The 26,466-nt window shown below is 64.0% G+C and carries 18 protein-coding genes and 1 riboswitch; of the genes, 4 read left to right on the top strand and 14 right to left on the bottom strand.

Translation table 11 applies throughout. The features are described from left to right. Nucleotides 1–163: 163 nt before the first annotated feature. Nucleotides 164–269: riboswitch (glycine riboswitch) on the bottom strand. Between the two features lie 17 nt (nt 270–286). From AB3G31_RS08255 to AB3G31_RS08230, 6 genes are all read right to left on the bottom strand, one after another. After that, entirely contained in the window at nt 287–1,009 is a 723-nt protein-coding gene (locus AB3G31_RS08255; protein WP_367849710.1) for an anti-sigma factor, read from the bottom strand. Next, a complete protein-coding gene (locus tag AB3G31_RS08250) occupies nt 1,006–1,584 on the bottom strand; it encodes a sigma-70 family RNA polymerase sigma factor (protein WP_367849709.1) in 579 nt (192 codons plus the stop codon). Before AB3G31_RS08250 ends, AB3G31_RS08255 begins: the two co-directional genes overlap by 4 nt. A 37-nt stretch (nt 1,585–1,621) precedes the next feature. Further along, the gene (locus AB3G31_RS08245; RefSeq protein WP_367849708.1) at nt 1,622–2,176 is read right to left on the bottom strand and encodes a DUF3455 domain-containing protein; all 555 of its coding nucleotides are present in this window, start codon (nt 2,174–2,176) and stop codon (nt 1,622–1,624) included. A 202-nt stretch (nt 2,177–2,378) separates the two neighbouring features. Further along, nucleotides 2,379–5,339, bottom strand: coding sequence for an EAL domain-containing protein (locus tag AB3G31_RS08240; protein WP_367849707.1), 2,961 nt, complete (start codon nt 5,337–5,339; stop codon nt 2,379–2,381). A gap of 117 nt (nt 5,340–5,456) precedes the next feature. Then, nucleotides 5,457–6,440: an N-acetyl-D-Glu racemase DgcA gene (gene dgcA, locus AB3G31_RS08235; RefSeq protein ID WP_367849706.1), complete on the bottom strand. Its 984-nt coding sequence runs from the start codon at nt 6,438–6,440 to the stop codon at nt 5,457–5,459. Then, nucleotides 6,437–7,444 carry a DUF1611 domain-containing protein gene (locus AB3G31_RS08230; RefSeq protein WP_367849705.1) on the bottom strand — a complete coding sequence of 336 codons (1,008 nt, stop codon included), beginning with the start codon at nt 7,442–7,444 and terminating at the stop codon, nt 6,437–6,439. The genes dgcA and AB3G31_RS08230 overlap by 4 nt, the downstream gene beginning before the upstream one ends. Before the next feature lie 290 nt (nt 7,445–7,734). On the opposite strand from AB3G31_RS08230, the gene AB3G31_RS08225 reads away from it, so the two are divergent. Further along, the gene (locus AB3G31_RS08225) at nt 7,735–8,511 is read left to right on the top strand and encodes a transporter substrate-binding domain-containing protein (RefSeq protein ID WP_367849704.1); all 777 of its coding nucleotides are present in this window, start codon (nt 7,735–7,737) and stop codon (nt 8,509–8,511) included. Here the strand turns inward: AB3G31_RS08225 and AB3G31_RS08220 are convergent, their stop codons facing one another. Further along, on the bottom strand, nt 8,512–9,426 hold the full coding sequence (locus AB3G31_RS08220; protein WP_367849703.1) for a helix-turn-helix transcriptional regulator: 915 nt from the start codon (nt 9,424–9,426) through the stop codon (nt 8,512–8,514). Between the two features lie 130 nt (nt 9,427–9,556). On the opposite strand from AB3G31_RS08220, the gene AB3G31_RS08215 reads away from it, so the two are divergent. After that, on the top strand, nt 9,557–10,477 hold the full coding sequence (locus AB3G31_RS08215; RefSeq protein WP_367849702.1) for a Tim44 domain-containing protein: 921 nt from the start codon (nt 9,557–9,559) through the stop codon (nt 10,475–10,477). 53 nt (nt 10,478–10,530) lie between these two features. On the opposite strand, the gene AB3G31_RS08210 is transcribed toward AB3G31_RS08215, so the two are convergent. The 7 genes from AB3G31_RS08210 to aceE all read right to left on the bottom strand — a co-directional run bounded on the left by AB3G31_RS08210 (nt 10,531) and on the right by aceE (nt 23,035). Then, on the bottom strand, nt 10,531–11,466 hold the full coding sequence (locus tag AB3G31_RS08210; protein ID WP_367849701.1) for a class I SAM-dependent methyltransferase: 936 nt from the start codon (nt 11,464–11,466) through the stop codon (nt 10,531–10,533). Between the two features lie 295 nt (nt 11,467–11,761). Then, nucleotides 11,762–14,836, bottom strand: a complete 3,075-nt coding sequence (locus AB3G31_RS08205; RefSeq protein WP_367849700.1) for an EAL domain-containing protein — start codon at nt 14,834–14,836, stop codon at nt 11,762–11,764. Nucleotides 14,837–14,949: 113 nt separating this feature from the next. After that, nucleotides 14,950–16,008: a 16S rRNA (cytosine(1402)-N(4))-methyltransferase RsmH gene (gene rsmH / locus AB3G31_RS08200; RefSeq protein ID WP_367849699.1), complete on the bottom strand. Its 1,059-nt coding sequence runs from the start codon at nt 16,006–16,008 to the stop codon at nt 14,950–14,952. A 136-nt stretch (nt 16,009–16,144) separates the two neighbouring features. Next, a complete protein-coding gene (lpdA, locus tag AB3G31_RS08195) occupies nt 16,145–17,989 on the bottom strand; it encodes a dihydrolipoyl dehydrogenase (protein ID WP_367849698.1) in 1,845 nt (614 codons plus the stop codon). A gap of 15 nt (nt 17,990–18,004) precedes the next feature. Beyond that, nucleotides 18,005–18,589: an MFS transporter gene (locus AB3G31_RS08190; protein ID WP_367849697.1), complete on the bottom strand. Its 585-nt coding sequence runs from the start codon at nt 18,587–18,589 to the stop codon at nt 18,005–18,007. Continuing rightward, entirely contained in the window at nt 18,589–20,268 is a 1,680-nt protein-coding gene (gene aceF, locus AB3G31_RS08185) for a dihydrolipoyllysine-residue acetyltransferase (protein ID WP_367849696.1), read from the bottom strand. Before aceF ends, AB3G31_RS08190 begins: the two co-directional genes overlap by 1 nt. A gap of 61 nt (nt 20,269–20,329) precedes the next feature. After that, nucleotides 20,330–23,035 carry a pyruvate dehydrogenase (acetyl-transferring), homodimeric type gene (aceE, locus tag AB3G31_RS08180; protein ID WP_367849695.1) on the bottom strand — a complete coding sequence of 902 codons (2,706 nt, stop codon included), beginning with the start codon at nt 23,033–23,035 and terminating at the stop codon, nt 20,330–20,332. A 208-nt stretch (nt 23,036–23,243) separates the two neighbouring features. On the opposite strand from aceE, the gene AB3G31_RS08175 reads away from it, so the two are divergent. After that, nucleotides 23,244–25,793 (top strand): PAS domain S-box protein, encoded by a 2,550-nt coding sequence (locus AB3G31_RS08175; protein ID WP_367849694.1) that lies wholly within the window; start codon nt 23,244–23,246, stop codon nt 25,791–25,793. Between the two features lie 15 nt (nt 25,794–25,808). After that, nucleotides 25,809–26,435, top strand: a complete 627-nt coding sequence (locus AB3G31_RS08170; protein WP_295950912.1) for a response regulator transcription factor — start codon at nt 25,809–25,811, stop codon at nt 26,433–26,435. The last annotated feature ends 31 nt before the right edge of the window (nt 26,436–26,466 follow it).

Genomic DNA, 26,466 nt, shown 5'->3' with positions numbered 1-26,466 from the left:
ATTTCCAAAACGTCAACAGGGGGATAGCCGCACGCGTGCGCAGCCATCGCCCCCTCTGTTTTGGACCTGAGAGATTCGCGGCTGGTCGTTCTATGGAACTGCCAGCCGCTTGCTCCTGCGGTGAGCCGGGTGACGAAACCCGACCGCTCTTCAGATGTGTGTGGTGTAGATACCGGTCCTTTTGCCTGAAAGTTTCCGGGGGCGGTTGCTCCTTCGGCGCTGATTTCCTGCACGAATGCAAGGGGAGCAGTCTCTCCCGGTATCTCTGCGGATTATCGCATTGGAACTAAAGCACCTTCACCGCACGGCCAATGAACTGGATCGGGCCGGTGGGTTTATTGAGGGGCGAGCCGTTCACCGGCTCCAGGGTCAGCTCAAACAACTGGTTGGGCTGCAGCGGTGGCAGCTTGTCCAGCGGGATGGTGATGGTCTGCCCCGGCTTGACCAGGCCCAGAGACACCGGGCCGCTCCAGCCCTCGCCCTTGGTCCAGAACTGCAGGGATTTCTCGGCGGGCACGGCCACCGGGCCCAGCGCCGTGAGGCTGAGTTGCCGGGTGTCGCTGGCCTGGATGACCCAACCCGGTGCCTTGTCTTGCGGCGCGACCAGCACCACCATGTACTGCGGCCCGGCGGGTAGTACGCCCTGGCGGGTCACCAGCACCGAAGCCAGGATGGCGGCGGTGGCAAAACCGGCACCGGCCAAGCCGCGCCACAGGCCCAGGCGGTCCCACCACGGCGGGGGGGCTGGGGCGATGGCCGTACGGCGCGGGGCCACGGCGTGGGCCACGCTGCGGTCGATCCGCTGCCATAGTTCGGCAGACGGCTCCACCGGCTCGGCCAGGGCTGCCAGCGGCAGCAACTGTTCTTGCCAGCGCTGCACGGCGGCCTGCAGGGCGGCGTCGGTGGGCAGGCGCTGCTCCACCATGCGGCGGCGGGTGGCCGAGAGCGTGCCCAGCACGTACTCGGCGGCCAACTCGTCCGGCGAAAGATTGTCTTGTTGCGGGTTCATGCCATGCACTCCCGCAGGCTGCCCATGCTGCGTTTGATCCAGGCCTTGACGGTGCCCAGGGGGGTTTGGGTGCGCTCGGCAATTTCGCCGTGCGAGCAGCCGTCCACATAGGCGTACAGGATGCAGTTGCGCCGGGCGGGCTCGAGCCGGGCCAGGCAGTCGTTGAGCTTGCCCAGGCTGACGCGCAGGTCAAACGCATCGGCGATCTGCGCATGGGCTTCCAGCGAATGCTGGGCATCCAGGGCCTCGGCGGTTTCTTCGTCCACAGATACCTCGCGCGCGCCGTTGCGCACCGCGTTGAGGGCCAGGTTGCGCACCACGCTGTAGATCCAGCCCCGCCCCGACCCGCGCCGGGCATCGAAGCTGGCGGCCTGGGTCCAGATGGCCATGAAGGCATCGTGCACCACGTCCTCGGCCTGCTGGCGCTGGCGCACGATGCGCAGGGCCACGCCCAGCAGGTGGCGGCTGTCTTGCCGGTAGATGTCTTGCAGGGCTTGGCGCTCGCCACGGGCGCAGCCTTGCAGGGCGCGCTCGTAGTCGAAATCATCAGGGGCTGTCGTCAAGGGCGGTTCCATCGAAGGGATTGAGGTCCTTCGATGGTAGTCGCCAAACTTAGGCCGCTTTCCAGAAGATGTAGTCGGCCTGGTACTTGACCACTTCCTTGGCACCCTTGCTGGCCGGGCTGCACAGCGTGGCCGGGGCCACGCCGCCGCGGGTGGCCACGCGCTGGATGTGGGTCACGCCCGCCATCGCGCCCATGCCCATGGCAGGGTTGGCCTTGACCAGCTGGTAGGGAATGTTGCCTGCGCCTGCGGGGGCCACGGCGAGCTGGGTGGCGGTGATTTTGGAGCCGTCCATCGCTTCCCAGGTGGCGGGCGGGCCGTAGTACTTGCCCACTTGCTTGCCGCTGCGGTCGTTCAGGGCGGCGTTGGGGCCCACGAACACCCACTCGGTCATACCGGGGGCGTTGGCCTTGTCACGGCATTCGTAGGTGATCTCGCCCACGCCCACGGTTTCCATGGCGACCTGGTTGCCCATCGGCACCTTGACGGCCTCGGGCAGGCTGTCCTGGCTGAACATGGGTTTTGTGGGGGCCATGGAGCCGCAGGCGCTGAGCAAGGCGGCGGCAGAGACGGCAGCCAGCAGGGAGAGGGATTTGATCGGCATGGAAGTGCTCCAAAAAATGGTTTGGCGGATAGGGACAACAGGCAGCTTTTGTGCGCTGCTACAGGTACTACACGCCAGACCCGGTTTTGGATGCAGCGGATGGACACTATTTTTTAGCCCACCCAGGATTTGCTACAGAAAAAGTAGCTACTCACGCCCATTCCATCAGCACAGGGCCTTGATTCTTCTTAAAAAATAAAAATCAAGCCGCCAGCCATGCCGGTGGCGGACGGGCGGCCCAGAGGGCCTCAAAGTCGGCCGCCGGCACCGGGCGCGAGAATAGGTAGCCCTGGCCGTAGTCGCAGCCCATGGCGGCCAGCAGATCGCGCTGCTGGGCGGTCTCCACCCCTTCGGCCACCACCTTCATGCCCAGGGCGTGGGCCATCACCACCATGGCCTTGCACAGGGCCAGGTCGGTGGAGTCGGGCACCAGGTGGCGCACAAACGACTGGTCGATCTTGATGAAGTCAATATCAAAGCGCTGCAGGTACGACAGCGCCGAATAGCCGGTACCAAAGTCGTCCAGCGACACCTGGATGCCCGCATCGGCCAGTTCCAGCAGGTGGTCGCTCACCCGGCTGCTGGTGTCGAGCAACAGGCCTTCGGTGATCTCCACCACCATGCTGGAGCCAGGCAGGCCCAGGGCCTGGAGCTGCTCGGCCCAAGGCTGCTTGCCCTCGCCTTCGTGGTGAAACTGCACCGGGGACTTGTTGACGCTGATCTGGAAGCCGGGGCACAAATGCTTGCGCCAGGCCTGCACCTGCAGCGCCGCTTGCTGGAATACCCATTCACCGATCTCCACGATCAGCCCGCTGGATTCGGCAATCGGGATGAACTGGGCCGGGCTGATCAGCCCGCGCGTCGGGTGCTGCCAGCGGATCAGCGCCTCGGCCTTGTGCACGGCCCCGGTGGCGAGTTCAACAATCGGCTGGTAGACCAGCCGGAACTGCTGCTCCTGCAGGCCGGAGCGCAGATCGTTGGCCAGACGCACCCGGGTTTGCGCGGCTTCCTGCAGGGCCGGGGTGAAAAAGCTGAAGCGGTTGCGTCCCGCGCCCTTGGCCACATACAGCGCCTGGTCGGCGTTCTTGAACAGGTCTTCGATGTCCCGGGCATCCAGCGGGTACAGGGTGATGCCGATGCTGGCGGACACGAACACCTGTTCGTTGCCCAGCTGAAACACCTGCTCCACCGCCCGCAGGATCTTTTGCAGGGTGGGCTCCAGGCGGAGGACATCGGTCACTTCGGTCAGCACCACAGTGAACTCGTCGCCTCCCATGCGGGCCACGGTATCGGCCTCGCGCACACAGGCCTGGATGCGCCGGGCCGCCTCTATCAGCAGCAAATCGCCGTTGCCGTGGCCCAGGGTGTCGTTGACTTCCTTGAAGTGGTCGAGGTCGATGAACAAAATGGCGAGCTGCTGCCCATCGCGTTTGCAGCGCTTGATCTCCTGCTCCAGCCGGTCGCGCAGCATGCGCCGGTTGGGCAGGCCCGTGAGCGTGTCAAAAAATGCCTGCTGGCGGATCAGCACCTCGGCGGCCTTGCGGTCGGTGATGTCGGTGTGCGTGCCGATCATCCGCAAGGGCTGCCCCTGCGCATCGCGGCTGATCACCATGCCCCGGCTCAGCACCCACTTCCAGCGGCCGTCTTTGCAGCGCACCCGGTGCTCGTTGGAATAACTGGGGGTCAGGCCCGCAAAGTGGGCATCGCGGTCGCGGTCCATCTGCGCCAGGTCGTCGGGGTGGGTGCGCTGGTCCAGTTCGGTCGGCAGGTCGGGGATTTCGCCTTCGGCAAAGCCGTACATTTCGACCAGGCGCTTGGACAGGTGCTCCACCCCGGTCTGGATGTGCCAGTCCCACACGCCGTCGCCGGTGCTCTCCAGCGCCAGCCGCCAGCGGTTTTCGGTTTCTTGCAGCGCCATCTGGGCCTGTTTGCGCTCGGTGATGTTTTGCAGCACCGAAGTGCGCGACAGCAGCCGCCCGCGGTCCCAGGTGGAGGTGCCCATGGCGTGCACCCAGATGGACTCGCCCCGAAAGGTGATGGCTTCCACCTCGAAATCATGGGTGCTGGAGAGCCTTTCCGACTCGCGGTATGAGGCGCGTATCTTGGCCATGGCGGACGGTGTAAGCACCCGCCGCAGCGTCTCCAAGGCGGTGGTCGGGGTGTATTCATCGGGCGTGGTCTGGAAGATGCGGTAGACCCCTTCGGTCCAGTAGACCCGGTCGCGCACACCGTCTACCTCCCATCCGCCCACCTGGGCCAGCGCCTGGGTGGTGGCCAGCAACTGGTCCAGCCGCTTGCGTGCCGCCTGCACCTGCACGTAATCGGACACATCGGCAAACGTGCGCACCATGCCGCCATCGGGTAGCGTCTGGGTTTTGACCTCCAACGTGTGACCGGCCAAGGTAACGCGCAGAAAGTGGGCAGGCACCTCGGCATGGCCGCCCGCCAGCACGTAGTGGCGGGCGGCCACGTCCACCCACTCGGCCTGGGGGCCGAAGTCGCCCCGTTCAAGCTGAAAACGGCTGATCTGCTCCAGTGTCGGGTGGGCAGCCAGAAAACTTTCGGGCAGGTCCAGTAACTCGCACACACGCCGGTTGAACGAGATCAAATGCATCCCGGCATTGAACACAAAAATACCTTGGCTGATACTGGCCATGGTGGTCTGCAGCAGGCGTGTTTGCTCCAGCAACTGGGCGTGCGATGCCTGCAACTCGGCCTCGGACTGCTTGCGCGCGCTGATGTCCGTGTGGGTACCGATCATCCGCAGAGGGGTGCCGTCGGCCGAGCGGCTGACCACCATGCCGCCCGACGCAATCCAGACCCAGTGCCCGTCCTTGTGGCGCATGCGCAAATCCATGCTGTAACCCGGTGCCGAGCCGTCCAGGTAGGCCGCTACCGCCGCCTGCATGGGGGCCAAGTCGTCAGGGTGCAAGCGGCTGGCGAAGTCTGCAAAGGCGGGCTTGACCTCATCGCTGCCGAAACCCAGCATGTCGCCCCAGTGCCGGGAATAGGTTTGGGTATTGGTGCGCAGATCCCAGTCCCACACGCCGACGCCAGAGCCCTCCAAGGCGAGCTTCCAGGGGTTGGTGGCATCGCCACGCTCCGGGGCCTGGGTCCAACCCTGCTGCGTGGGCGTGGGGAATGGATCAGGGCGTTGGTTCAAGATGGATAGGGTCGGTAGTGTGGTGATACTACCGTCAAAAACCGCCGTGCGTACAACCGCGTACACACGACATAAAACCATCCCCCACCCCCTGCAACACCCCAAAAAGGGAGCGCTTCAGCCCCACAAAGCCGGTCGCGGCGGCTGGATGACACCGTGGTCGTACTGCATGGCCGCCGCCCGGTCGTGCTGCTGCAGCAAGGGGCCGTCCAGATCCACATAGGTGCAGCCCTGCGCCAGCACAAAGGCCGGGGCCATGGCCAGCGAGGTGCCGCACATATTGCCCACCATCAGGCCCAGGCCGTGGCGGGTGGCCTCGGCGGCCAGGGCCAGGGCCTCGGTCAGCCCGCCGCATTTATCGAGCTTGATGTTGGCGAACTGGTAGCGCCCCACCAAGGCCACCAGCGAGGCCCGGTCGGTGCAGGACTCGTCTGCTGCCAAAGGAATGGGCGACTGCAGGCCGTCCAACGCGGCATCCTGGCCGCGCGCCAGCGGCTGCTCGACCAGCTCGACCCCGGCCTGGGCCAGTTGCGGCAACAGCGCGCGCAGCAGCCCGGGCGACCAGGCCTGGTTGGCATCCACCACGATGCGGGCCGCCGGGTGCTCTTCGCGCACCATGCGCACCACGTCCAGGTGCCGCTGCGCATCCACCTTGAGCTTGAGCAGCGGATAGTGCCGGGCCGCGCGGGCCTTGCGCCGGGTGGTGGCCTCGTCGCCCAGGCCGATGGTGTAGGCGGTGGTGACCGGCTGCCACTGCGCCAGCCCGGCGGCCTGCCAGACCGGCACGCCGGTCTGCTTGGCCCGCAGGTCCCACAGTGCGCAGTCCAGCGCATTGCGGGCACCGCCTGCGGGCAGCATCTGCAGCAGCTCGGCGCCAGTCAGGCCATCGTGCAGCTGCGGCAGCACGGCGGCGATCTGTGCGGCCATGCTGGCGGGGGTTTCGCCGTCGTAGTCCACCCCGGCGGCTTCGGCCTGGCCGGTGTGGCCTGCGCCGTCGGTCAGGGTCAGCAGCAGCACCGGCTGGTCGGTGATGACCTCGCGGGCAATCTCGAAGGGTTCGCGCATCGCCCACTGTTCGATGCGGGTGTGGCAGCGGATCATGCCGCCAACAGCGCCGTGGCGAGGGCCTCCACGCCGCCGCGCATCGGGTCCACTACCGGCAATTGGAGCTCCCGGGCAACCCGGTGGGCGTAGGCATCCCAGGCGGCATCCGACAGGCTGGACGAGTTGATACTGATGCCCACGCAACGCACCGCCGGGTTGGTTAAGCGGCCCGCCTCGACATAGCGGTCGATGGCGACCTGCAGGTCGGGAATGGGGAAGCCGGGGTAGCCCTCGATGCAGTCGCGTGCCGGGTCGTGGCACAGCACCAGCGCATCGGGCTGCGAGCCGTGCAGCAGGCCCAGCGTCACCCCCGCGTAGGCCGGGTGGAACAATGCGCCCTGCCCTTCGATCACATCCCAGTGCTGGGGCGCGTTGTCGGGCGAGAGTTGCTCGGCGGCGCCGGCCACAAAGTCGGAGATCACTGCATCGATGGCCACGCCCTCGCCCGCGATCATCACGCCGGTCTGGCCGGTGGCGCGGAAGGTGGCGTCCACGCCCCGGCGCTGCAACGCCTGGGCCAGGGCCAGGGCGGTGTATTTCTTGCCCAGCGCGCAGTCGGTGCCCACGGTCAGCACCCGCTGGCCGCTGCGCTTGCGGCCCGTGCCCGCCGGAAAGCTCTGGTCGGAATGCCGCACGTCGATCAGGCGCGCGCCGCTGCGCTGGGCCGCCTGCACCAGGCGCGGGAACGCGGTAAGGCGCGAGTGCTGGCCGCTGACGATGTCCAGGCCTGCGTCCAGCGCGGCTTCCAGCTCGGCCAGCCAGTGTTCGGGCAGGGCCCCGCCCACGGCGGCCACGCCCACCACCAGCGAGCCCGCGCCCTGCTGCGCCGCCTGCTGCGGCGACAGACGGGGCAGGCCCAGGCTGACGGTGGCGCTGGGCAGGCTCCATTCGCCCAGCACAGCATCGGCACACCAGTCGCGCAGGCCAAAGGCGGTTTTGGCATCGGACTTCAGCGTGACATCGCCCAGAAACAACAAATAGGGTTTACGGAGTTGGTGCATGGTTTTGATTCGGTTCAAGTGGCCTGTCATCGCATAGCCGGTCGCGTGCCAAAGGCTTTGGCGAGCCGGAGCGTAAGCCCGTTTGGCCCGGCAAAACCAGGCCCGGCGCGGGCCCTACACCCACAGGGATAGGCCGTCGGATCCTGCGGACAAGCCCGTAAAAATAGGGCTATCCCTTTGGGGGTAGAGGCCGTTCACCGCCCAAAAAATCACCGTATTCTTGCGCCGCGTTCCCTGCATCCCACGACCGATCTGCGCCGATATGGCGTTCACACTTCCAGGAATCTCCGATGAAACTGAACCATCTTCTCTCTCTGGTCTGCCTTGCGCTGGGTCTGTCGGCCCACGCGGCAGACACCAAAGACCTGCGCATCGGCACCGATGCCACCTACGAGCCCTTCGAGTACAAAGCCCCGGACGGCAAGCTGGTGGGCTTCGAGATCGACCTGGGCCATGCCATTTGCGCCGAAATGAAGCGCCGCTGCGTGTTTGTGGAGTCGCCGTGGGACGCGCTGGTGCCGTCGCTGCAGGCCCGCAAGTTCGAGATGATCATGTCGGGCATGACGGTGACCGATGACCGCCGCAAGACCGTGGCCTTCAGCGACAAGATCACCGACATCCCCTACCGCGTGATCATCAAGCACGGCAGTGGCCTGGACGGCTCGCCCGCCGCCCTCAAAGGCAAAAAGGTCGGCGTGCTCAAGGGCTCCACCGAGGCCGACTACGCAGAAAAATACTACGCCAAGGCCGGGGCCACCGTGCAGCGCTACGAGTCCACCCAGGACTCGTACCTGGACATTGCCTCGGGCCGGCTGGATGCCATCATCGGCAACCTGGTAGAGATGAAGATGGGCTTTCTGGCCAAGCCCGAGGGCAAGCCGTTTGAGTTTGCCACCTATGAACTGAAAGACCCGGCGGTGCTGGGCTACGGCACCGGGGTGGCCATGCGCAAAAAAGACACCCAGCTCAAGGCCGATTTCAACGCCGCGCTGAAAACCGTGCACGCCAACGGCACTTACAAAAAGATCGCCGACAAATACTTCGATTTCGACGTGTACGGCAAGTAATCAGCCGGTACTGGGCCCGGCCTCCAGCAGCGTCTTGCAACGGCTGGCGGCAGGCGCGCTCTGGTAGACCGCCAGCGGGTCTACCGCCCCGTCGGGTTCGGCAAACGGGATGCACTGGATGAACAGCGAGAACAGCTCCGCCTGCGAGCCAATATCGAGCTTGCGGTGGATGTTCTTGCGGTGGATCTTGATGGTGCCCTCGGTGGTTTTGAGCCGCTGGGCCGTCAGCGCCGACGAATAGCCGCTGATCATGTAGAACAGCACCTGGCGCTCGCGCTGGGTGAGCAACGAGCTGGCGAAGTTTTCCACCGTGCTCTGCACCTTGCGGTGGGTCAGCCGGTCGCTGTGGCGCTCGGCGGCAGCGGCTGTCAGGGCGTGGTGCTTGGCGGTGGCGGCAATGACGATGGGGGCCAGCGTGCGGATCGCCAGCAGGTCGGTCGCCTGGAACGGGGTGTGGCGGATGCTGCGCTCGATGAAAATGTTGAGAGCCGTGTCGTCGTTGATGCGCCACAGCAGGTCCACCGAGTCCGACAGGCCGATCTGCGAATAAAACACCCGGTAGTACTCGGAATCGTAAAAATCATCCGGCGCGATGTCGCGCAGCCAGTACACGCCGCTGGGGCAGCCCTGTAAAAACAGCTGGTAGTTCGGGTCCAGCACGTACGGGCCGGACAAAAAGGCATCTTCCGGCAGGCTGCGCTCCTGCGGGTTGAAGCGGTGCAGAATGCGGCGCGGCTGCTGGTGGCGGTGGAACAGCATGGCGCCGCCCGAATCCACGGCGCACACCGTGCCCAGCACATTGAGCACGGTATCGAACCAGTCGGGGCTGCCAATGGCCCCCACCATGGTGGCCAGCGCAGCGACCAGGTCGGTATCCAGTGGCAAACAAAGGCGGGTGGCGTGGGCATTGTCCATGGTCTGTAGTGTCGCAGACCCCAAAACCTCTGGTTTTTCAGAAATGAATATCTCTATTTAGCTGCTTTTTCAGGATGGTTGATGCCCCTAGTATCGCGGGCACATCAACTCGTTTTCGCTGGAGAACACCATGAAAAAATTACTTTCCCTGCTGGCTGTGGTCATGGCCCTGGGCATGTCCACGGTATCCATGGACGCAGAAGCCGCAAAACGCATGGGCGCAGGCAAATCCCTGGGCATGCAGCGCGACACCACACCGAACAAGGCACCGACAGCAGCTCCCACACAAGCAGCTGCGGCCAACCCGGCTGCGGCTGCCGCACCCGCCGCTGCAGCGCCCAAGCGTTCATGGATGGGCCCGCTGGCCGGACTCGCCGCCGGCCTGGGCCTGGCCGCACTGGCATCGCACTTTGGCTTCGGTGGCGAACTCGCCTCCATGCTGATGATGGGCCTGCTGGCCGCGGGCATCATGGTGGCGGTGGGCTTCTTCCTGCGCAAACGCGCCGCGGCCAAGGCGGGCGCGGTGGGTGGCATGCAGTACGCCGGAGCGGGTGCACCCACCAGCATCTCGCCTGCTGCGCCTGCCTACAAGGTGGAAATGCCCGGCAGCGCGACCGGCTCCCACATCGGCTCGGGCATTGGCTCCGGCATCGGTGGCAGCGTTCCGGTGCGCTCGGCCATCCCTGCTGACTTCGATGTGGCCGGTTTTGTGCGCAACGCCAAGGTCAACTTCATCCGCCTGCAAGCGGCCAACGATGCCGGTAACCTGGACGACATCCGCCAGTTCACCACGCCGGAAATGTTTGCCCAGCTGAAGATGGACCTGAGCGACCGCGGTACCGCTGCGCAGCAGACCGATGTAGTCAACATCGACGGCGACGTGCTGGAAGTGGCAGAAGAGAACGGCCACTACGTGGTGAGCGTGCGCTTTACCGGGCTGATCCGCGAGGAAGCCACGGCACCGTCGGAGCCGTTTGACGAGGTGTGGCATTTGACCAAGCCGCTGCAAGGCGCGGGTGGTTGGGTGCTGTCGGGTATCCAGCAGATGTAATCTGCGCTTGCCGTAGACGCAAAAGCCTCGGCACTTCGGTGCCGGGGCTTTTTTTATGGGCCGCGGTACACCAATACTTTCAGCGACCGCTCATCCGATACATCGGCAAACGACGGCGGATTCGCCAGCCGCTCCACAAACACCAGCCCGGGGGCCAGTTCGCGCATCTGGTCTTGCAAAAACGCCGTGCCCAGCTCGGGCGCATTCAGGCACAGCAGCACATGGCCACCGTGCATCAGCAGATCGGGCAGGCGGCGCATCAGGCGGGCGTAGTCCTTGGTGGCCACAAAGCTGCCCCGCTGGAAGCTGGGCGGGTCGACGATGACCAGGTCGTACGGGCCGCTGCGATTGATCTTGCCCCAGGTGGTAAAGATGTCATGCGGCAGAAAACTGGCACCTGTGACAAGGCCATTGAGCCGGTGGTTTTGCTGGCCTGTGGTGATGGCCCCCTGGCCCATGTCCACATTGACCACCTGCTTGGCCCCGGCCTGCAAGGCCACCACCGAGAACGCGCAGGTGTAGGCAAACAGGTTCAGCACCCGGAACTCGGCACGGCCCGGCACCTGGGCCAACGACTCCACATGCTGGCGCACCCAGCGCCGCCCTTCGGCCATGTCCAGAAACAGGCCGTGGTTCTGCCCCTTGAGCACGTGCAGCTTGTAGCGCGCGCCCTGCTCTGTGACCACATGCGGGTCGGGCACGGCACCGGCCACCAGCCGGGTCTCGGTGCGGCCATCGAAGCGGCACTGGTAGACCCAGTTCAGCGGCTGGTCTGGCGCCAGCTGCTGCCAGCGCGCGGCCAGGGCTGCGCCGATGGCGGCCAGTTCCTCGTCGGTTGCAGGCAGGAAACTGGTCAACACCCACACCGGTGGGAACGCATCCAGCGCCCAGTGTTCGCAGCCCGGATGCAGCCCGCCCCGTCCATGGAAAATACGCTGCGCATCGGTGGGCAGATCCATCGTGGCGATGGCATCGAGTAGGGCTTGCATCAGGGGCGTATTTGGATAGTTATGAACGAAATAGGCATCCACCGCCCAAGGAATGGGCGTGACAAGCTATTGAATTTGTAGCACTTGAATTGTAAGTCAAGCCGCTGTGCCCACCGGCTGGCTATGGCCACCGCTGACGGCCATGGGACCGAGCCACCCTTTCAAACGCTATCCACAAAATAGCTGCCTACGCCCATTCTGCGGGCTGTGGGTGCCGTTTGGATTGGCACGGGGCTCCCGTGCAGCGGACATCGGTAGCACAGCCCTTTCTGCGCTCGGCGCGCGCTAAGCGCCCTCAGATCGCATAGCTGTGGGCGTCGAAAGGGGCTAAACCACGCCAGCGGCCCTCTTGGTGCCACTGCCGCACCCAGTCGGCCAGTGCCGAAGCCGGCATGGGCCGGGCCACCCCGTAGCCTTGTACCTGGTGGCAGCCCATGCCCAGCAGTGCCGCGCCAATTTCCAGGGTCTCCACCCCTTCCGCAATCACTGCACGGTTGAAGGCACTGGCCAGGCGAATGACACTCTCCACAATGCCGCGGTCATCGGCATCCGTCAGCATGTCGCGCACAAAACTCTGGTCGATTTTCAGCGTATCGACCGGCAGCTTGCGCAGATAGGTGAGCGACGAATAGCCTGTGCCAAAGTCGTCCAGTGCGACGCGCACGCCCAGCGTCTGGCATTGGCGCAAGATGGCACCCGCCGCATTGATGTCTTCGAAAGCCGCCGTTTCCAAAACCTCGAGCTCCAGTGTCCCGGGCGGCAGTCGTGGCTGCGCCGCCAGGGCGGCCGCCAGCTTTTCGCCAAAGTCGGGCTGCACCAGGTGGGACGCAGAGATATTGACCCCCATCTCCAGTTGCAGACCTTCATCCCACCACCGTGCCGCCTGGGCCAGTGCAGTCCGGATGACCCAGTCGCCCAACACCGCATCCAGGTTGCTCCCCTGGATGTGGGGCAAAAAGGCAGAAGGTGGCAGCAAGCCCTGCTCCGGGTGTTGCCAGCGCACCAGCGCCTCTACGCCAATCAGGCGCCCATCGCGCAGGTCCACCTTGGGCTGGTAGAAAAGCACCAGCTCGTCCTGCTTGAGTGCCAACCGGACCCTGTCCACATACACCCGGTGTTGCTGGGCCTTGCGGTCGCTCTCCGGGTCAAACAGATGAAAGCCGTTCCTGCCGGCATTTTTGGCCAAATACATGGCCTGGTCGGCATGGCGCAGCACGGTGTCGGCATCGGAGCGGTCTTGCGGGTACAGACTTACGCCAATACTGGCAGACACACTCACGGCCTGGCCATCGATCTGCACCGGGGTCCGTACTGCGGCCAATACCCGCTCGAGAACAATGGAACACTCTTCGGGTGAAGCGATATCGGCCAGCAGCAGCACAAACTCATCGCCCCCCAGGCGCGCCAAGGTGTCTTCCGCACGCAGTATCTTTTTCAGATGTTCTGTCACGCCCACCAGCAGTTGGTCTCCGCCAGAGTGGCCGTAACGGTCATTGACCTGTTTGAAGCTGTCCAGGTCGAGGTAGCAGACGGCCAGCGACAGTTCGCTGCGGGAGGTACGGGCAATGGCCTGCGCCAAACGGTCGGCCAACAAACGTCGGTTCGGCACACCGGTCAGCGGGTCGTAGTGCGCAATGCGGTCCAGTTCGGCCTCGTGCGACTTGAGCCGGCTGATGTCCGAAAACACGCCGACATAGTGCTCCACCGCACCGGCGCTATCGCGCACCACCGATATCGCCAACAGTTCGGCATACACCTCGCCGCCCTTGCGGCGGTTCCATATTTCGCCCTGCCAATAGTCTTGTGTGGCAATGGCCGCCCACATGGCCCGGTAAAAATCAACCCCTTGCCGACCAGACGCCAGGATGCGGGGCGACTTGCCGATCACCTCTTCTGCGGCATACCCGGTGATCCGCACAAAGGCCGGGTTGACCTTGGTGATCAGACCATCCGCCCGCACCATCATCAAGCCTTCGTAGCTGCTTTCAAAGACGGTACTTGCCGCCCGCTGGGCCAGCTCAAAATCCTTCTGCTGGGTGACGTCGGTGTGCGACCCGGCCATGACCAGGGGCTTGCCGTCGCCATCCCATTCGACAATCCGTCCACGGGTGTGGATCCAGCGCAATTCGCCATTTTTGGCCCGGTACCGCACATCCATTTCGTGGTTACTGGTCTCGCCCGCCAAGTGCCGCTGGATCGACAGCATGGCGGCGGCCAGGTCGTCCGGCGGCACCAGGTCACCCCAACGCTCCACGCGAACGTCCACCTCGCCGGGCGCGTAGCCCAACATGGTTTCCCAGCGTGGACTGACCTGGAAGACATTGGTTTGCAGGTTCCAGTCCCAAAACCCCTGGTCGGAGCCTTCCACCACCCGCGCCAGTTGCCGCTCGCGGGCACGCAGCAGCTTTTTGGCCTTCAGACGCTCCGTCATGTCGCGCGAAACGCCAAAAATGCCAGACACTTTGCCGTCGGCATCCCGCACCGGGCCCTTGGTGACCAGGAACACCATTTCCTGCCCATCCAGCGTCTTGACGGATTCTTCATGGGTTTGTGTCTTGTTGGCCTCCATGATCGCCTGGTCCGTGGCCATGACTTGCGCAGCCGACGCGCTGTCAAATAGCGTGGTGTCGTCCTTGCCCAGAATCTCGGACAGCGGTTTTCCGATAAATTGCGCAGTGGCCTGGTTGCCCAGCAGGTAGCGGCCCGCGCGGTCTTTCACAAACACGGCATCCGAGGTGCCGGAGACCACACTGTCGAGCAGGCGGCGCTGGCTGTCGGCACGGCGCAGTGCATGCCGCAGTACCGCACTGAGCACGCTCACCGCAACACCATTCACCACCAGTGCGGCGAACTGGACCTGGTCCTGGGTGGACACCCAGATGCCAGACGCCGTAATCGCCCAAAATGCGCCGAAGGCCGCCACCAGGGTCGACAGCAGGCCTGGCCCCAGGCCCCCCATGAGCGCGCTCAGAATGATCGGCATCATGAACAAGATCAGCATCGGCCTGTCCAGCGGGCCATGCGCCATGCCGACCCGCACCCCCACCATGAGCACAGTCACCAACAGCGCGAAGAGGTACACCATCCAGCGCGGGGCTTGGAATACGCTCAAGCCCTGGTCCAGGCTGCCGACCAGACTGGTCTTGCCCGAGCTTTCTGCCGACGGGACCGCCTGCAGCGCGACAAAAAACATGCCCGCCGTACTGACCACGAAGAACAGGCCCTTGGCGGTGGACAACCAAATCATCGACGAGATGTCGGTGAAAGCGCCCAGCAGCCGATCGGACAGGAAAATCCAGACGAGTGCAAAAACCAGATAGGCGGCGGTGGCGGTGGCAATGAAACGGTTGCGAGGACTGTCTAGATTCATTTTGTTCACACAAACAAGCTACTGACCTTGTACACCAATTCGGCAACCATCTGGGCACCGGGCGCGGTATTGCGCGCTATCTGGAACATAAAACTGCGTCTTTTCGCCCCGGTTTAATGCAACGCCCGCACCGCCCAGCGCAATTTGGCGGACGTGGAGCGCGGGTTGCTGCGTTGCTCGTCATACGAGGCGCGGATCGGGTCCGGGGCCACGCTGCTGAAGGTGCCGTTGCGCTCGCCGGTTTGAAAGCACTTTTTCACGCGCCGGTCTTCCCCGGAATGGAAGCTCAGAATGGCCACGCGCCCACCCGGCTTCAGGCACGCAGGCAGGTTCAGCAGCATCGTGTCGAGCACGCCAAACTCGTCGTTCACCTCGATGCGCAGCGCCTGGAAGGTGCGCTGCAGCACCTTCTTGGTTTCGGCCAGGCGCTCTTCCGCGGGCATGCTGCGCTTGTACGCCAGCTCCATGGTGGAGCGCACCAGGTCGGCGAGCTGCACCGTGGTTTCCAGGTACTGGCCTTGCAAGGCCGCGGCCAATGGCAGGGCGAAAGGCTCGTCGGAGTTGTCGGTGAGCAGGTCGCGCAGCCGGTGCCGCGTCACGCACAGCAGCAGTTCGCTGGCCGACTGGCCGCTGGTCGGGTCCAGCCGCAAATCCAGCGGCCCATCGGCCCGGAAGCTGAAGCCCCGCGCCGGGTTGTCGATTTGCATGGACGACACGCCCAGATCGGCCAGCGCAAAGTCGAAGCCACCGCCCGCCTGGGGCAGCAAGGTGGCCAGTTCGCTGAAGTTGGCACGGTGCACCACCAGTGCCTCATCGCCAAAGCCCAGGGCGCGCAGCCGCGCGGTGGTGCGGGGCAGCTCGATCGGGTCCACATCCATGCCAAACATGCGCCCGCCCGGCTGCACCAGCGGCAGCATGGCCAATGTGTGGCCGCCAAAACCCAGGGTCAGGTCGACGCCGGTTTCGCCCGGCGTGGGCTTGAGGATGGCGAGGATTTCATCCACACAAATAGAGCGGTGCATGCCCGCAGGCGTTTGCCCGCGCAGCATGACCTTGTCCACCTCCGCCGCATGGCGCGTGGGGTCCAGCTCTTTGTACTTTTCTTCAAACTGGCGGGGATGGGTGCCCGCGTAACGTACGCGGCGCTTGTGGGGAGGGGTGGGGTCTGTCATCGGCCATTATGCGGCCCATGGCTTGGGGCGGTGGCAGAAGGCGGTCAGATCGTTATTCAAGTCGAAGATAAAAAAAGCCGCGCAGCCCTTTCGGAACCAGCGCGGCCAGCTACTGAATCAGTAGCAATTCGACAACTTACTTCTTCGCAGGCGGCAAGTCCGTGCAGCTGCCGTGCGCCACTTCCGCGGCCATGCCGATGCTTTCGCCCAGCGTGGGATGCGGGTGGATGGTTTTGCCGATGTCGACCACATCCGCGCCCATCTCGATCGCCAGCGCGATCTCGCCGATCATGTCGCCTGCATGCGTGCCGACCATGCCGCCGCCGAGGATCTTGCCGTGGCCGTGGGCTTCCGGGCTGTCGTCGAACAGGAGCTTGGTGACACCTTCGTCGCGGCCGTTGGCGATGGCGCGGCCGGAGGCGGTCCAGGGGAACAGGCCCTTCTTGACCTTGATGCCTTGGGCCTTGGCCTGGTCTTCGGTGAGGCCGACCCAGGCGACTTCGGGGTCGGTGTAGGCCACGCTGGGGATGACGCGGGCGTTGAAGGCGGCGGCGGCCAGCTCTTTGTTGCCTTGCAGTTCACCGGCAATCACTTCGGCGGCCACGTGCGCTTCGTGCACCGCCTTGTGGGCCAGCATGGGCTGGCCGACGATGTCGCCGATGGCGAAGATGTGCGGCACGTTGGTACGCATCTGGATGTCGACGTTGATGAAGCCGCGGTCGGTCACAGCCACACCGGCTTTGTCAGCGGCGATCTTCTTGCCGTTGGGGGTGCGGCCCACGGCTTGCAGCACCAGGTCGTAGACCTGGGGCGCGGGGGCGGTGCCGCCCTCTTCTGCGGCTGCAAAGGTAACCTCGATGCCTTCGGGCAAGGCGCGTGCGGAGACGGTCTTGGTCTTGATCATGATGTTGTCAAAGCGTGGCGCGTTCATCTTTTGCCAGATCTTGACCAGGTCGCGGTCGGCGCCCTGCATCAGGCCGTCGAGCATTTCCACCACGTCCAGGCGTGCGCCCAGGGTGCTGTAGACGGTGCCCATCTCCAAACCGATGATGCCGCCGCCCAGGATCAGCATGCGCTTGGGCACTTCCTTCAGCGCCAGCGCGCCGGTGCTGTCCACCACGCGGGAGTCGTTGGGCATGAAGGGCAGGCGCACGGCCTGGCTGCCTGCGGCAATGATGGCGCGCTTGAACGCGATGGTCTGGGTTTTGCCGGTCTTTTCCTGGCCTTGGGCGCCGGTGGTTTCTTCTACCTGCAGGTGGTTGGCACCGACGAACGAGCCCACGCCGCGCACGGTGGTGACCTTGCGCATCTTGGCCATGGCGGCCAGGCCACCGGTCAGCTTGGCGATGACCTTTTCCTTGTGCCCGCGCAGCTTGTCGATGCTGACTTCGGGCTTGCCGAATTCGATACCTAGCGCACCCAGGTGGCTGACTTCGTCCATCACCGCGGCCACGTGCAGCAGGGCTTTGGAGGGGATGCAACCCACGTTCAGGCACACGCCGCCCAGGGTGGCGTAGCGCTCAACGATGACGACTTTGAGGCCCAGATCGGCTGCGCGGAAGGCAGCCGAATAGCCACCAGGGCCACCGCCAAGGACCAGCACGTCGCATTCCAGGTCGGCCGTACCGGCGAAGCTGGAGGCCACAGGCGCGGGCGCCTGCGCTACAACATTAGGAGCTGCTTGCGCCGATGCGGCGGGCGCTGGGGCCGGTTTTGGTTCAGAAGCTGGGGCTGCTGCAGCACCCGCGACTTCCAGCGTCAGAACGACGGAACCCATCTTGACCTTGTCGCCCAGCTTGACGTTCAGCGCGGTGACCACGCCGCCATCGCTGGACGGGATTTCCATGGAGGCTTTGTCGCTTTCCACGGTGATCAGGGACTGGTCGGGTTTGACGGTGTCGCCCACTTTGACCATCAGCTCGATGACGGTGACTTCGTCGAAATCGCCGATGTCGGGGACTTTGATTTCCAGGGATGCCATTTGTTTGATCTCCACTTATTTTTTCAATTTGACGGTAAAAACCTCAACGGGTCCGGCAGAGTTCTTGTCGAATTCACAGGCGGCTTGCACGCCCAGCACGGCCAGATCGCGGGCCGACTTGGCACTGCCCCAGCTGGCGTGCAGGGCACCCAGCGCGAAGCTGCGGCCAGAGCCAATGCCCCAGAATTCCTTGAACTCGAACACTTCGCGGTAGCTGTACAGGCCGTAGATGCCGGTGGCGTTGGCCACCACCACGCTGAACTGGCTGGACTCGTAGGGGTCGTTGTCGTCTTCTTTGGTTTGCAGAAAGAAGGCTTCTTTCAGCACCGGGTGCAGCTTGGTGAAGGTGGTGAACACCTCGTCTTTGCTGCCCAGCAAAAGCTGCTCGGGCGGCAGCCCGGCCATGGCCAGGCGCAGCGCGGGGAAGTGCGCCACGGTGCCCGCCATGCCGACAAAGCTGGGGCCCACCGGGGTGTCGATCTTGAAGATTTTGCTGTTGTCTTCGAAACGTTGGCCCAGGCGGGTGTCGCCGAAGGTCACCAGCGTGTCGGCAGCAATCGCCACCTGACCCGCCTTTTTGACCACGACGACTGTTGTCATTACAACAAGACCCGGCGGAAGTCGGTGAGGACCTGGCCAAAATACGCGTTGAAGCGGGCAGCAGCCGCGCCGTCAATCACGCGGTGATCCCAGCTCAGCGACAACGGCAGCATCAGCTTGGGCACAAACGCCTTGCCGTCCCACTTGGGTTCGATCGCGCTCTTGCACACGCCCATGATGGCGACCTCGGGGGCGTTGATGATGGGCGTGAAGTAGCGCCCGCCAATGCCACCCAGGCTGGAAATGGTGAAGCAGGCGCCGCTCATGTCGGCGGGGCCGAGCTTGCCGTCGCGGGCCTTCTTGGCCAGGTCGCCCATTTCTTGCGAAATCTGGACCACACCCTTTTTGTCGGCATCCTTGATAACCGGAACCACCAGGCCGTTGGGCGTGTCGGCCGCAAAGCCGATGTTGAAGTACTGCTTCATCACCAGTTGGTCGCCGTCCAGCGAGCTGTTGAACTCGGGGAACTTCTTGAGCGCGGCCACGCTGGCTTTGATCATGAACGCGAGCATGGTGAGCTTGATGCCCGCCTTCTCGTTTTCCTTGTTCATCTGCACGCGGAAGGCTTCCAGCTCGGTAATGTCGCAGTCGTCGTGGTTGGTGACGTGCGGAATGATGACCCAGTTGCGGTGCAGGTTGGCGCCGCTGATCTTCTTGATGCGCGACATGTCCTTGCGCTCGACCGGGCCGAACTTGGCAAAGTCGACCTTGGGCCAGGCCAGCAAGCCCAGGCCAGCGCCGCCGTCGCCTGCGGGGGCAGACTTGGCTTGGCTTGCCGCCATGGCCGCCGTCTTGACCGCGCCGGACATGACCGAAGCGGTGAAGCTTTGCACGTCGGAGTCGGTGATGCGGCCCTTGCGGCCCGTACCCTTGACTTCTGCCAGCGGCACGCCGAGTTCGCGGGCGAACTTGCGTACCGAGGGCGAAGCGTGGGGCAGCGCGCCGGTGGGGGCCACGGTGGGGTTGTGGGCGGCGGGTGCAGCGGCAGCGGGCGCCGCGGCGGCAGGTGCAGGGCTGGCAGCGACGGCAGCAGTTGCGGCTGGAGCAGCGGGAGCGGCAGCCGGTGCAGCCGCGGCTGCAGCGGGGGCCGCCGCGCCTTCCAGAATCGCCAGCAGGTCGCCGATGTTGACCTTGTCGCCCATCTTGACCTTGAGCTCCTTGAGCACGCCGGCCGTAGAGGAAGGGATTTCCATCGAGGCTTTGTCGGACTCGACGGTGATCAGCGACTGCTCTTGCTTGATGGTGTCGCCGACCTTGACCATGACTTCGATGACGGTCACGTCCTTGAAGTCGCCAATATCGGGGATGAAGATCTCGACCGGGCCGGTGGCAGCCGGTGCGGCGGCCGGTGCTGCCGCTACAGGAGTTGTAGCTGCTTGTGCTGGTGCGGCGGGCGCTGGAGCCGCTTTTGGCGCCTCAGCGGGGGCGGGGGCAGCGTCACCGGCGACTTCCAGCATCACCACCAGCGAACCCTGCTTGACCTTGTCGCCCAGGGCAACCTTGATCTCTTTGACCACACCCGCGCTGCTGGACGGGATTTCCATCGAGGCTTTGTCGGATTCAACGGTGATCAGCGACTGGTCGGCCTTGACGGTATCGCCAGGTTTGACCATCAGCTCAATGACGGTCACCTCGTCAAAGTCCCCAATGTCGGGGACATGAATTTCAATCAATGCCATGTTTGTGTCTCCAAAGTTGCGCGCAGGACCACCCGTGGTGGTCCTGCAAGGTGGGGTTTTGTTATGCGTACAGCGGATTGACCTTGTCGGCCTGGATGCCGTACTTGGCAATCGCTTCGGCCACCTTGGCCGCTGGCACGGTGCCGTCTTCGCTCAGCGCCTTGAGGGTGGCGACCACGATGTAGTGGCGGTTGATCTCGAAGTGCTCGCGCAGCTTGCTGCGGAAGTCGCTGCGGCCAAAACCGTCGGTGCCCAGCACTTTGTAGGTGCGGCCCTTGGGGATGAACGGGCGGATCTGCTCGGCGTAGGCCTTCATGTAGTCGGTGGACGCGATGACCGGGCCGGTGGAACCCGCCAGTTGGTCGGCCACAAAGCAGCTACGCGGCGTTTCCAGCGGGTGCAGCAGGTTGAAACGCTCGGCGTCCTGGCCGTCGCGGGTCAACTCGTTGAAGCTCGGGCAGCTCCAGACGTTGGCGGCAATGCCCCAGTCGGCAGCCAGCAGCTCTTGTGCAGCCAGGGACTCGCGCAGGATGGTGCCGGAGCCCAACAGTTGCACGGTGCCCTTGCCGTTGGCGGCAGGCTGGCACATGTACATGCCCTTGATGATCTGTTCCTCGGTGCCCGCGGTGAGGCCGGGCATGGGGTAGTTTTCGTTCAGCAGGGTCAGGTAGTAGTAGACGTTGTCCTGCTTTTCCACCATGCGCTTCAAGCCATGGTGCAGGATGACGCCGACTTCGTGGGCAAACGTGGGGTCGTAGCTGACGCAGTTGGGGATGGTATTGGCCAGAATGTGGCTGTGGCCATCTTCGTGCTGCAGGCCTTCGCCGTTGAGCGTGGTACGGCCCGAGGTGCCGCCCAGCAGGAAGCCGCGGGCTTGCATGTCGCCAGCAGCCCAGGCCAGGTCGCCGATGCGCTGGAAGCCAAACATCGAGTAGTACACGTAGAACGGCACCATGATGCGGTTGCTGGTGCTGTAGCTGGTGGCCGCAGCGATCCAGCTGGCCATGCCACCGGCTTCGTTGATACCTTCTTGCAGGATCTGACCGGCCTTGTCTTCGCGGTAGTACATCACCTGGTCTTTGTCGACCGGGGTGTAGTTCTGGCCCGCGGGGTTGTAGATACCGATCTGGCGGAACAGGCCTTCCATACCGAAGGTACGGGCTTCGTCCACCAGGATGGGCACCACGCGGGGGCCCAGGGCCTGGTCGCGCAAGAGCGTGGTCAAAAAGCGCACGTAGGCTTGGGTGGTGGAGATCTCACGGCCTTCGGGAGTGGGTTCCATCACGGTCTTGAAGGTTTCCAGCGACGGCACGGTGAACTGCTCATCGGCCTTGACGCGGCGGTGTGGCAGGTAGCCGCCCAGGGCCTTGCGGCGCTCGTGCAGGTACTGCATTTCGGGCGTGTCGTCGGCCGGCTTGAAGAACGGGATCTCGGCCAGCTGGCTGTCAGGGATCGGGATATTGAAGCGGTCGCGGAAGATCTTGATGTCTTCGTCGGTGAGCTTCTTGGTCTGGTGGACGTTGTTTTTGCCTTCGCCGCTCTTGCCCATGCCAAAGCCCTTGACGGTCTTGATCAGCAGTACGGTGGGCTCGTCCTTGTGGTTGACGGCCTGGTGGTAGGCCGCGTAGACCTTCTTGGGGTCGTGGCCGCCCCGCTTGAGGGACCAGATTTCGTCGTCGGTCATGTGGGCGACCATTTCCAGGGTGCGCGGGTCGCGGCCGAAGAAATGCTTGCGCACGTAGGCACCGTCGTTGGCCTTGAAGGCCTGGTAGTCGCCGTCCAGGGTGTCCATCATCAGCTTCTTGAGCGCGCCGTCCTTGTCCCGGGCCAGCAGAGGGTCCCACTCGCTGCCCCACAGCAGCTTGATGACGTTCCAGCCGGAGCCACGGAACTCGCCTTCGAGCTCCTGGATGATCTTGCCATTGCCGCGCACCGGGCCGTCCAGGCGCTGCAGGTTGCAGTTGACCACGAAGATCAGGTTGTCGAGCTTTTCACGCGCGGCCAGGCCGATAGCGCCCAGGGATTCGACTTCGTCCATTTCGCCGTCGCCGCAGAACACCCAGACCTTGCGGTTGGAGGTATCGGCAATGCCGCGGGCGTGCAGGTATTTCAAGAAGCGGGCCTGGTAGATGGCCATCAGCGGGCCCAGGCCCATGGAGACGGTGGGGAACTGCCAGAAATTGGGCATCAGCTTGGGATGCGGGTAGCTCGACAAGCCCTTTCCGTCCACCTCTTGGCGGAAGTTGAGCAACTGCTCTTCGGTCAGGCGGCCTTCCAGGTAGGCGCGGGCGTACACGCCGGGCGACACGTGGCCCTGGATGTAGAGGCAGTCGCCACCATGGCTTTCGTTCTCGGCATGCCAGAAATGGTTAAAGCCGGCACCAAACATATGGGCCAGCGAAGCGAACGAACCGATGTGGCCACCCAGGTCACCACCGTCTACGGGGTGGTGGCGGTTCGCCTTGACGACCATGGCCATGGCGTTCCAGCGCATGTAGGCGCGCAGGCGCTCTTCGATCTCGATGTTGCCGGGGCAACGCACTTCCTGGTTGGCTTCAATGGTGTTGACGTAGCCGGTGTTGGCCGAGAAAGGCATGTCAATGCTTTTTTGTCGCGCATGTTCCAGCAACTGCTCTAAAAGAAAGTGGGCACGCTCTGGGCCTTCACTCTCGATGACGGCGGACAGCGCGTCCATCCACTCACGGGTTTCCTGGCTGTCTGCATCGGTTTGCGCAGTTCCTGACAGGCTTTCGGGTACAGCTGACATGCTTTGTCTCCTAGGTTGGGTAACGGTATTTTGCGGGTTTGGCACGGCTTTTTAAGGCGGCAAGTCTATTTTTGCACAAAAGTTTGTAATTTTCAATATATGGATTCACGTTTCACAATGTGGTTTAAAAGCGCTTAAAACTGCGTAAAAACACGCATAGTTTTTTTGGGCTTTGGGGTCTAAGAGCGCTGTCACCTACACTTCACCCATGCCACAGCGCTCCCCCTCACCCTCTCAAATGCCCGCAGCACTGGCACCCGCACGCTGGTGGAAGCGCTGGTGGGGTCGCCAAACGCCGCACCGGCAAGACCGTTTTGCCATGTTGGCGCCGCTGATTGCGGTGCTGATGTTTCTGGCCGCCATCGGCTCGTCCTTCATGTATTTGCGGTTGGAGGAAATCGACCGCGAACAAGAGGCCGTCAAACGCGATGTGGAATACACACAACAGCAAATTCGCCTGCGCCTGCTGGAGCGCCAGGAGCAGTTGATGCGCATTGGCCGCGACATCTCCAACGAAGAGGTGGACACCGAGGAATTCATCAGCCGCGCGGAATCGCTGGTGGCGCAGCACCCTGACTTGCAGTCCGTCAGCTGGATCGACGAGCGCCGCCGCATCAAGGCCAGCTACGCCGCGCCCAGCCTGCCCACGCCCCAGGTGCGTGCGGCAGACACCCTGCTGCGGCCCGGCGGCGACACCGAAAGCACCTTCAGCCTGGCGCGCGACCTGCAGCAACCGGTGTACGCCCAGCCAGCAGGCACGCAAGACGGCGTGCCGCTGTTGCAACTGCACATCCCGCTGTCCGACCGGGGCCACTTCGCTGGCGTGTTGCTGGCCGAATACTCTAATGAGAGCCTGCTGCGCTACGGAGTACCCGCCGAGGTGCTGGCCAAATACGCGGTGGCGCTGCTCGGCGGCAACGGCCAGGTGCTGGCGGGCAATGCCGCGCCCATCCACATGGTGGGCGCACGGTTACTGCCCTGGTCCAGCCAGTCCGAGCCTTATGAAGTGCCCGTGTCGCCCGTGGGCAATGGCCTGGTGCTGCGGGCCCAGGCCTACCGCACCTCGCAAGGTGTGATTGGCAGCGGCCTCTTCTGGCTGGTAGGGGCCCTGAGCGTGCTGACCGCCTGGATGTTGATCGGCAACTGGAAGCACACCCGCCGCCGCCTGCAGGCCCAGCAAGCCCTGGTGTCCGAAACCAACTTCCGCCGCGCCATGGAAAGCTCCATGCTCACCGGCATGCGCGCCCTGGACATGCAGGGCCGCATCACCTACGTGAACACCGCGTTTTGCCGCATGACCGGTTGGAGCGAATCCGCCCTGGTGGGCCACACCGCGCCGTTTGTGCACTGGCCCGAGGAAGACCGCGACTTTCTGGTGGCGCGGCTGGAAGACGAGCTCAATGGCCGCACGCCGCCCGGCGGCTTCCAGGTACGGGTCAAGCGCCGCGACGGCAGTGTCTTTGACGGGCGCATGTATGTCTCGCCGCTGATCGACGCAGTGGGCAAGCAAACCGGCTGGATGACCTCGATGACCGACATCACCGAGCCCAACCGGGTGCGCGAGCAGTTGTCGGCCTCGTATGAGCGCTTCACCAAGGTGTTGGAAGCACTGGATGCCTCGGTTTCCGTGGCCCCCATCAACAGCCACGAACTGCTGTTTGCCAACAAGCTGTACCGGCTCTGGTTTGGCGTGCAGACCGATGGCCATGAAAAACTGGTGGCCGAAGCGGGCGTGCCCAGCATTGTGGCCAGCGACGAAGCCATGGACGACGACGTGGACGCGTTTGTCGGCCTGCCCACCGACAGCCTGACCGACACCCAGTCTGAAAGCACCGAAGTGTTTGTGCCCGAGCTGGGCAAGTGGCTGGAGGTGCGCACCCGCTACCTGAGCTGGGTCGATGCCCGCCTGGTGCAGATGGTGATTGCCACCGACATCACGCCGCGCCGCCGCGCCGAAGAGCAGTCTGCCGCCCAGGCCGAGCGCGCCCAAAGCTCCAGCCGCCTGATCACCATGGGCGAAATGGCCTCCAGCGTGGCCCACGAACTGAACCAGCCGCTGGCCGCCATCAGCAACTACTGCAACGGCATGGTGTCGCGCATCAAAGGCCCGGGCATTGCCCAGGAAGACCTGCTGGCCGCGCTGGACAAGACCGCCCGCCAGGCCCAACGCGCGGGCCAGATCATCCAGCGCATCCAGTCGTTTGTGAAACGCAGCGAGCCCAACCGCAGCCTGTCCGACGTGGAACACATGGTGTTCGAGGCCATGGAGCTGGCCGGTATCGAGCTGCGCCGACGCAACGTGCGCCTGAGCCATTACGTGGCCGCTCGCCTGCCCCAGTTGCAGGTGGACCCGATCCTGATTGAGCAGGTGCTGGTGAATCTGCTGCGCAACGCCGCCGAAGCCATCGACCTGGCGCAGCGCCCCACGGCCAACCGCAACATCGAGCTGCGGGTGGTGCCCAAGGTGGTGAACGACAAGGCCGGGATCGAGTTTTCGGTCGCCGACACCGGCAACGGCCTGGCCCCCGAAGTCAAGGAACGGCTGTTCGAAGCCTTCTTCTCCACCAAGGCAGAAGGCATGGGCATTGGCCTCAATTTGTGCCGCACCATCGTCGAGTCCCACCTGGGCCGGATGCAGGCCGAGAACCTCTACAATGGAAACGAGGGCACAGGGTGCCGTTTCTCATTCTGGATACCGCTGGCGCAATCTGCTACCGCGCAGAGCGGCCCAGCAAACACCCCCGAACTTTTACGTTAACCCCGGAGTGACTGCATGAGTTTGATCCCCAAAAAAGGTACTGTGTACGTGGTCGATGACGACGAAGCCGTCCGCGATTCGCTGCAATGGCTGCTCGAAGGCAAGGACTACCGGGTTCGCTGCTTCGATTCGGCCGAGTCCTTTTTGAGCCGCTTCGATGCCCGCGAAGTGGCCTGCCTGATTGTCGATATCCGCATGGGTGGGATGACCGGCCTGGAGCTGCAAGACCGCCTGATCGAACGCAAGTCGCCCCTGCCCATCGTCTTCATCACCGGCCACGGCGACGTGCCCATGGCGGTGGACACCATGAAAAAAGGCGCCATGGATTTCATCCAGAAGCCGTTCAAGGAAGACGAACTGGTAGGCCTGGTCGAACGCATGCTGGAGCACGCCAAAGAAGCCTTCACCGACCACCAGCAAGCCGCCAGCCGCGGCGCGCTGCTGTCCAAGTTGACCTCGCGCGAAAGCCAGGTGCTGGAGCGCATCGTCGCCGGCCGCCTGAACAAGCAAATCGCCGACGACCTGGGCATCAGCATCAAAACGGTAGAAGCGCACCGCGCCAACATCATGGAAAAGCTCAACGCCAACACCGTGGCCGACCTGCTCAAGATTGCCCTGGGACAGATTGCCCCAAAAACCTGACGCTACTGAATTTATAGCTCCTTACGCCCGT

Source organism: Rhodoferax sp. WC2427, assembly GCF_040822085.1.
Taxonomy (GTDB): Bacteria; Pseudomonadota; Gammaproteobacteria; order Burkholderiales; family Burkholderiaceae_C; genus Rhodoferax_B.
This window is presented reverse-complemented; position numbering and strand designations above follow the sequence as displayed.

What these genes read in the sequence shown, in the direction of transcription:
- AB3G31_RS08255 (WP_367849710.1), bottom strand. Translation starts at nt 1,009, where the DNA reads ATGAACCCGCAACAAGACAATCTTTCGCCGGACGAGTTGGCCGCCGAG.
- AB3G31_RS08250 (WP_367849709.1), bottom strand. Translation starts at nt 1,584, where the DNA reads ATGGAACCGCCCTTGACGACAGCCCCTGATGATTTCGACTACGAGCGC.
- AB3G31_RS08245 (WP_367849708.1), bottom strand. Translation starts at nt 2,176, where the DNA reads ATGCCGATCAAATCCCTCTCCCTGCTGGCTGCCGTCTCTGCCGCCGCC.
- dgcA (WP_367849706.1), bottom strand. Translation starts at nt 6,440, where the DNA reads ATGATCCGCTGCCACACCCGCATCGAACAGTGGGCGATGCGCGAACCC.
- AB3G31_RS08230 (WP_367849705.1), bottom strand. Translation starts at nt 7,444, where the DNA reads ATGCACCAACTCCGTAAACCCTATTTGTTGTTTCTGGGCGATGTCACG.
- AB3G31_RS08225 (WP_367849704.1), top strand. Translation starts at nt 7,735, where the DNA reads ATGAAACTGAACCATCTTCTCTCTCTGGTCTGCCTTGCGCTGGGTCTG.
- AB3G31_RS08220 (WP_367849703.1), bottom strand. Translation starts at nt 9,426, where the DNA reads ATGGACAATGCCCACGCCACCCGCCTTTGTTTGCCACTGGATACCGAC.
- AB3G31_RS08215 (WP_367849702.1), top strand. Translation starts at nt 9,557, where the DNA reads ATGAAAAAATTACTTTCCCTGCTGGCTGTGGTCATGGCCCTGGGCATG.
- AB3G31_RS08210 (WP_367849701.1), bottom strand. Translation starts at nt 11,466, where the DNA reads ATGCAAGCCCTACTCGATGCCATCGCCACGATGGATCTGCCCACCGAT.
- AB3G31_RS08205 (WP_367849700.1), bottom strand. Translation starts at nt 14,836, where the DNA reads ATGAATCTAGACAGTCCTCGCAACCGTTTCATTGCCACCGCCACCGCC.
- rsmH (WP_367849699.1), bottom strand. Translation starts at nt 16,008, where the DNA reads ATGACAGACCCCACCCCTCCCCACAAGCGCCGCGTACGTTACGCGGGC.
- lpdA (WP_367849698.1), bottom strand. Translation starts at nt 17,989, where the DNA reads ATGGCATCCCTGGAAATCAAAGTCCCCGACATCGGCGATTTCGACGAA.
- AB3G31_RS08190 (WP_367849697.1), bottom strand. Translation starts at nt 18,589, where the DNA reads ATGACAACAGTCGTCGTGGTCAAAAAGGCGGGTCAGGTGGCGATTGCT.
- aceF (WP_367849696.1), bottom strand. Translation starts at nt 20,268, where the DNA reads ATGGCATTGATTGAAATTCATGTCCCCGACATTGGGGACTTTGACGAG.
- aceE (WP_367849695.1), bottom strand. Translation starts at nt 23,035, where the DNA reads ATGTCAGCTGTACCCGAAAGCCTGTCAGGAACTGCGCAAACCGATGCA.
- AB3G31_RS08175 (WP_367849694.1), top strand. Translation starts at nt 23,244, where the DNA reads ATGCCACAGCGCTCCCCCTCACCCTCTCAAATGCCCGCAGCACTGGCA.
- AB3G31_RS08170 (WP_295950912.1), top strand. Translation starts at nt 25,809, where the DNA reads ATGAGTTTGATCCCCAAAAAAGGTACTGTGTACGTGGTCGATGACGAC.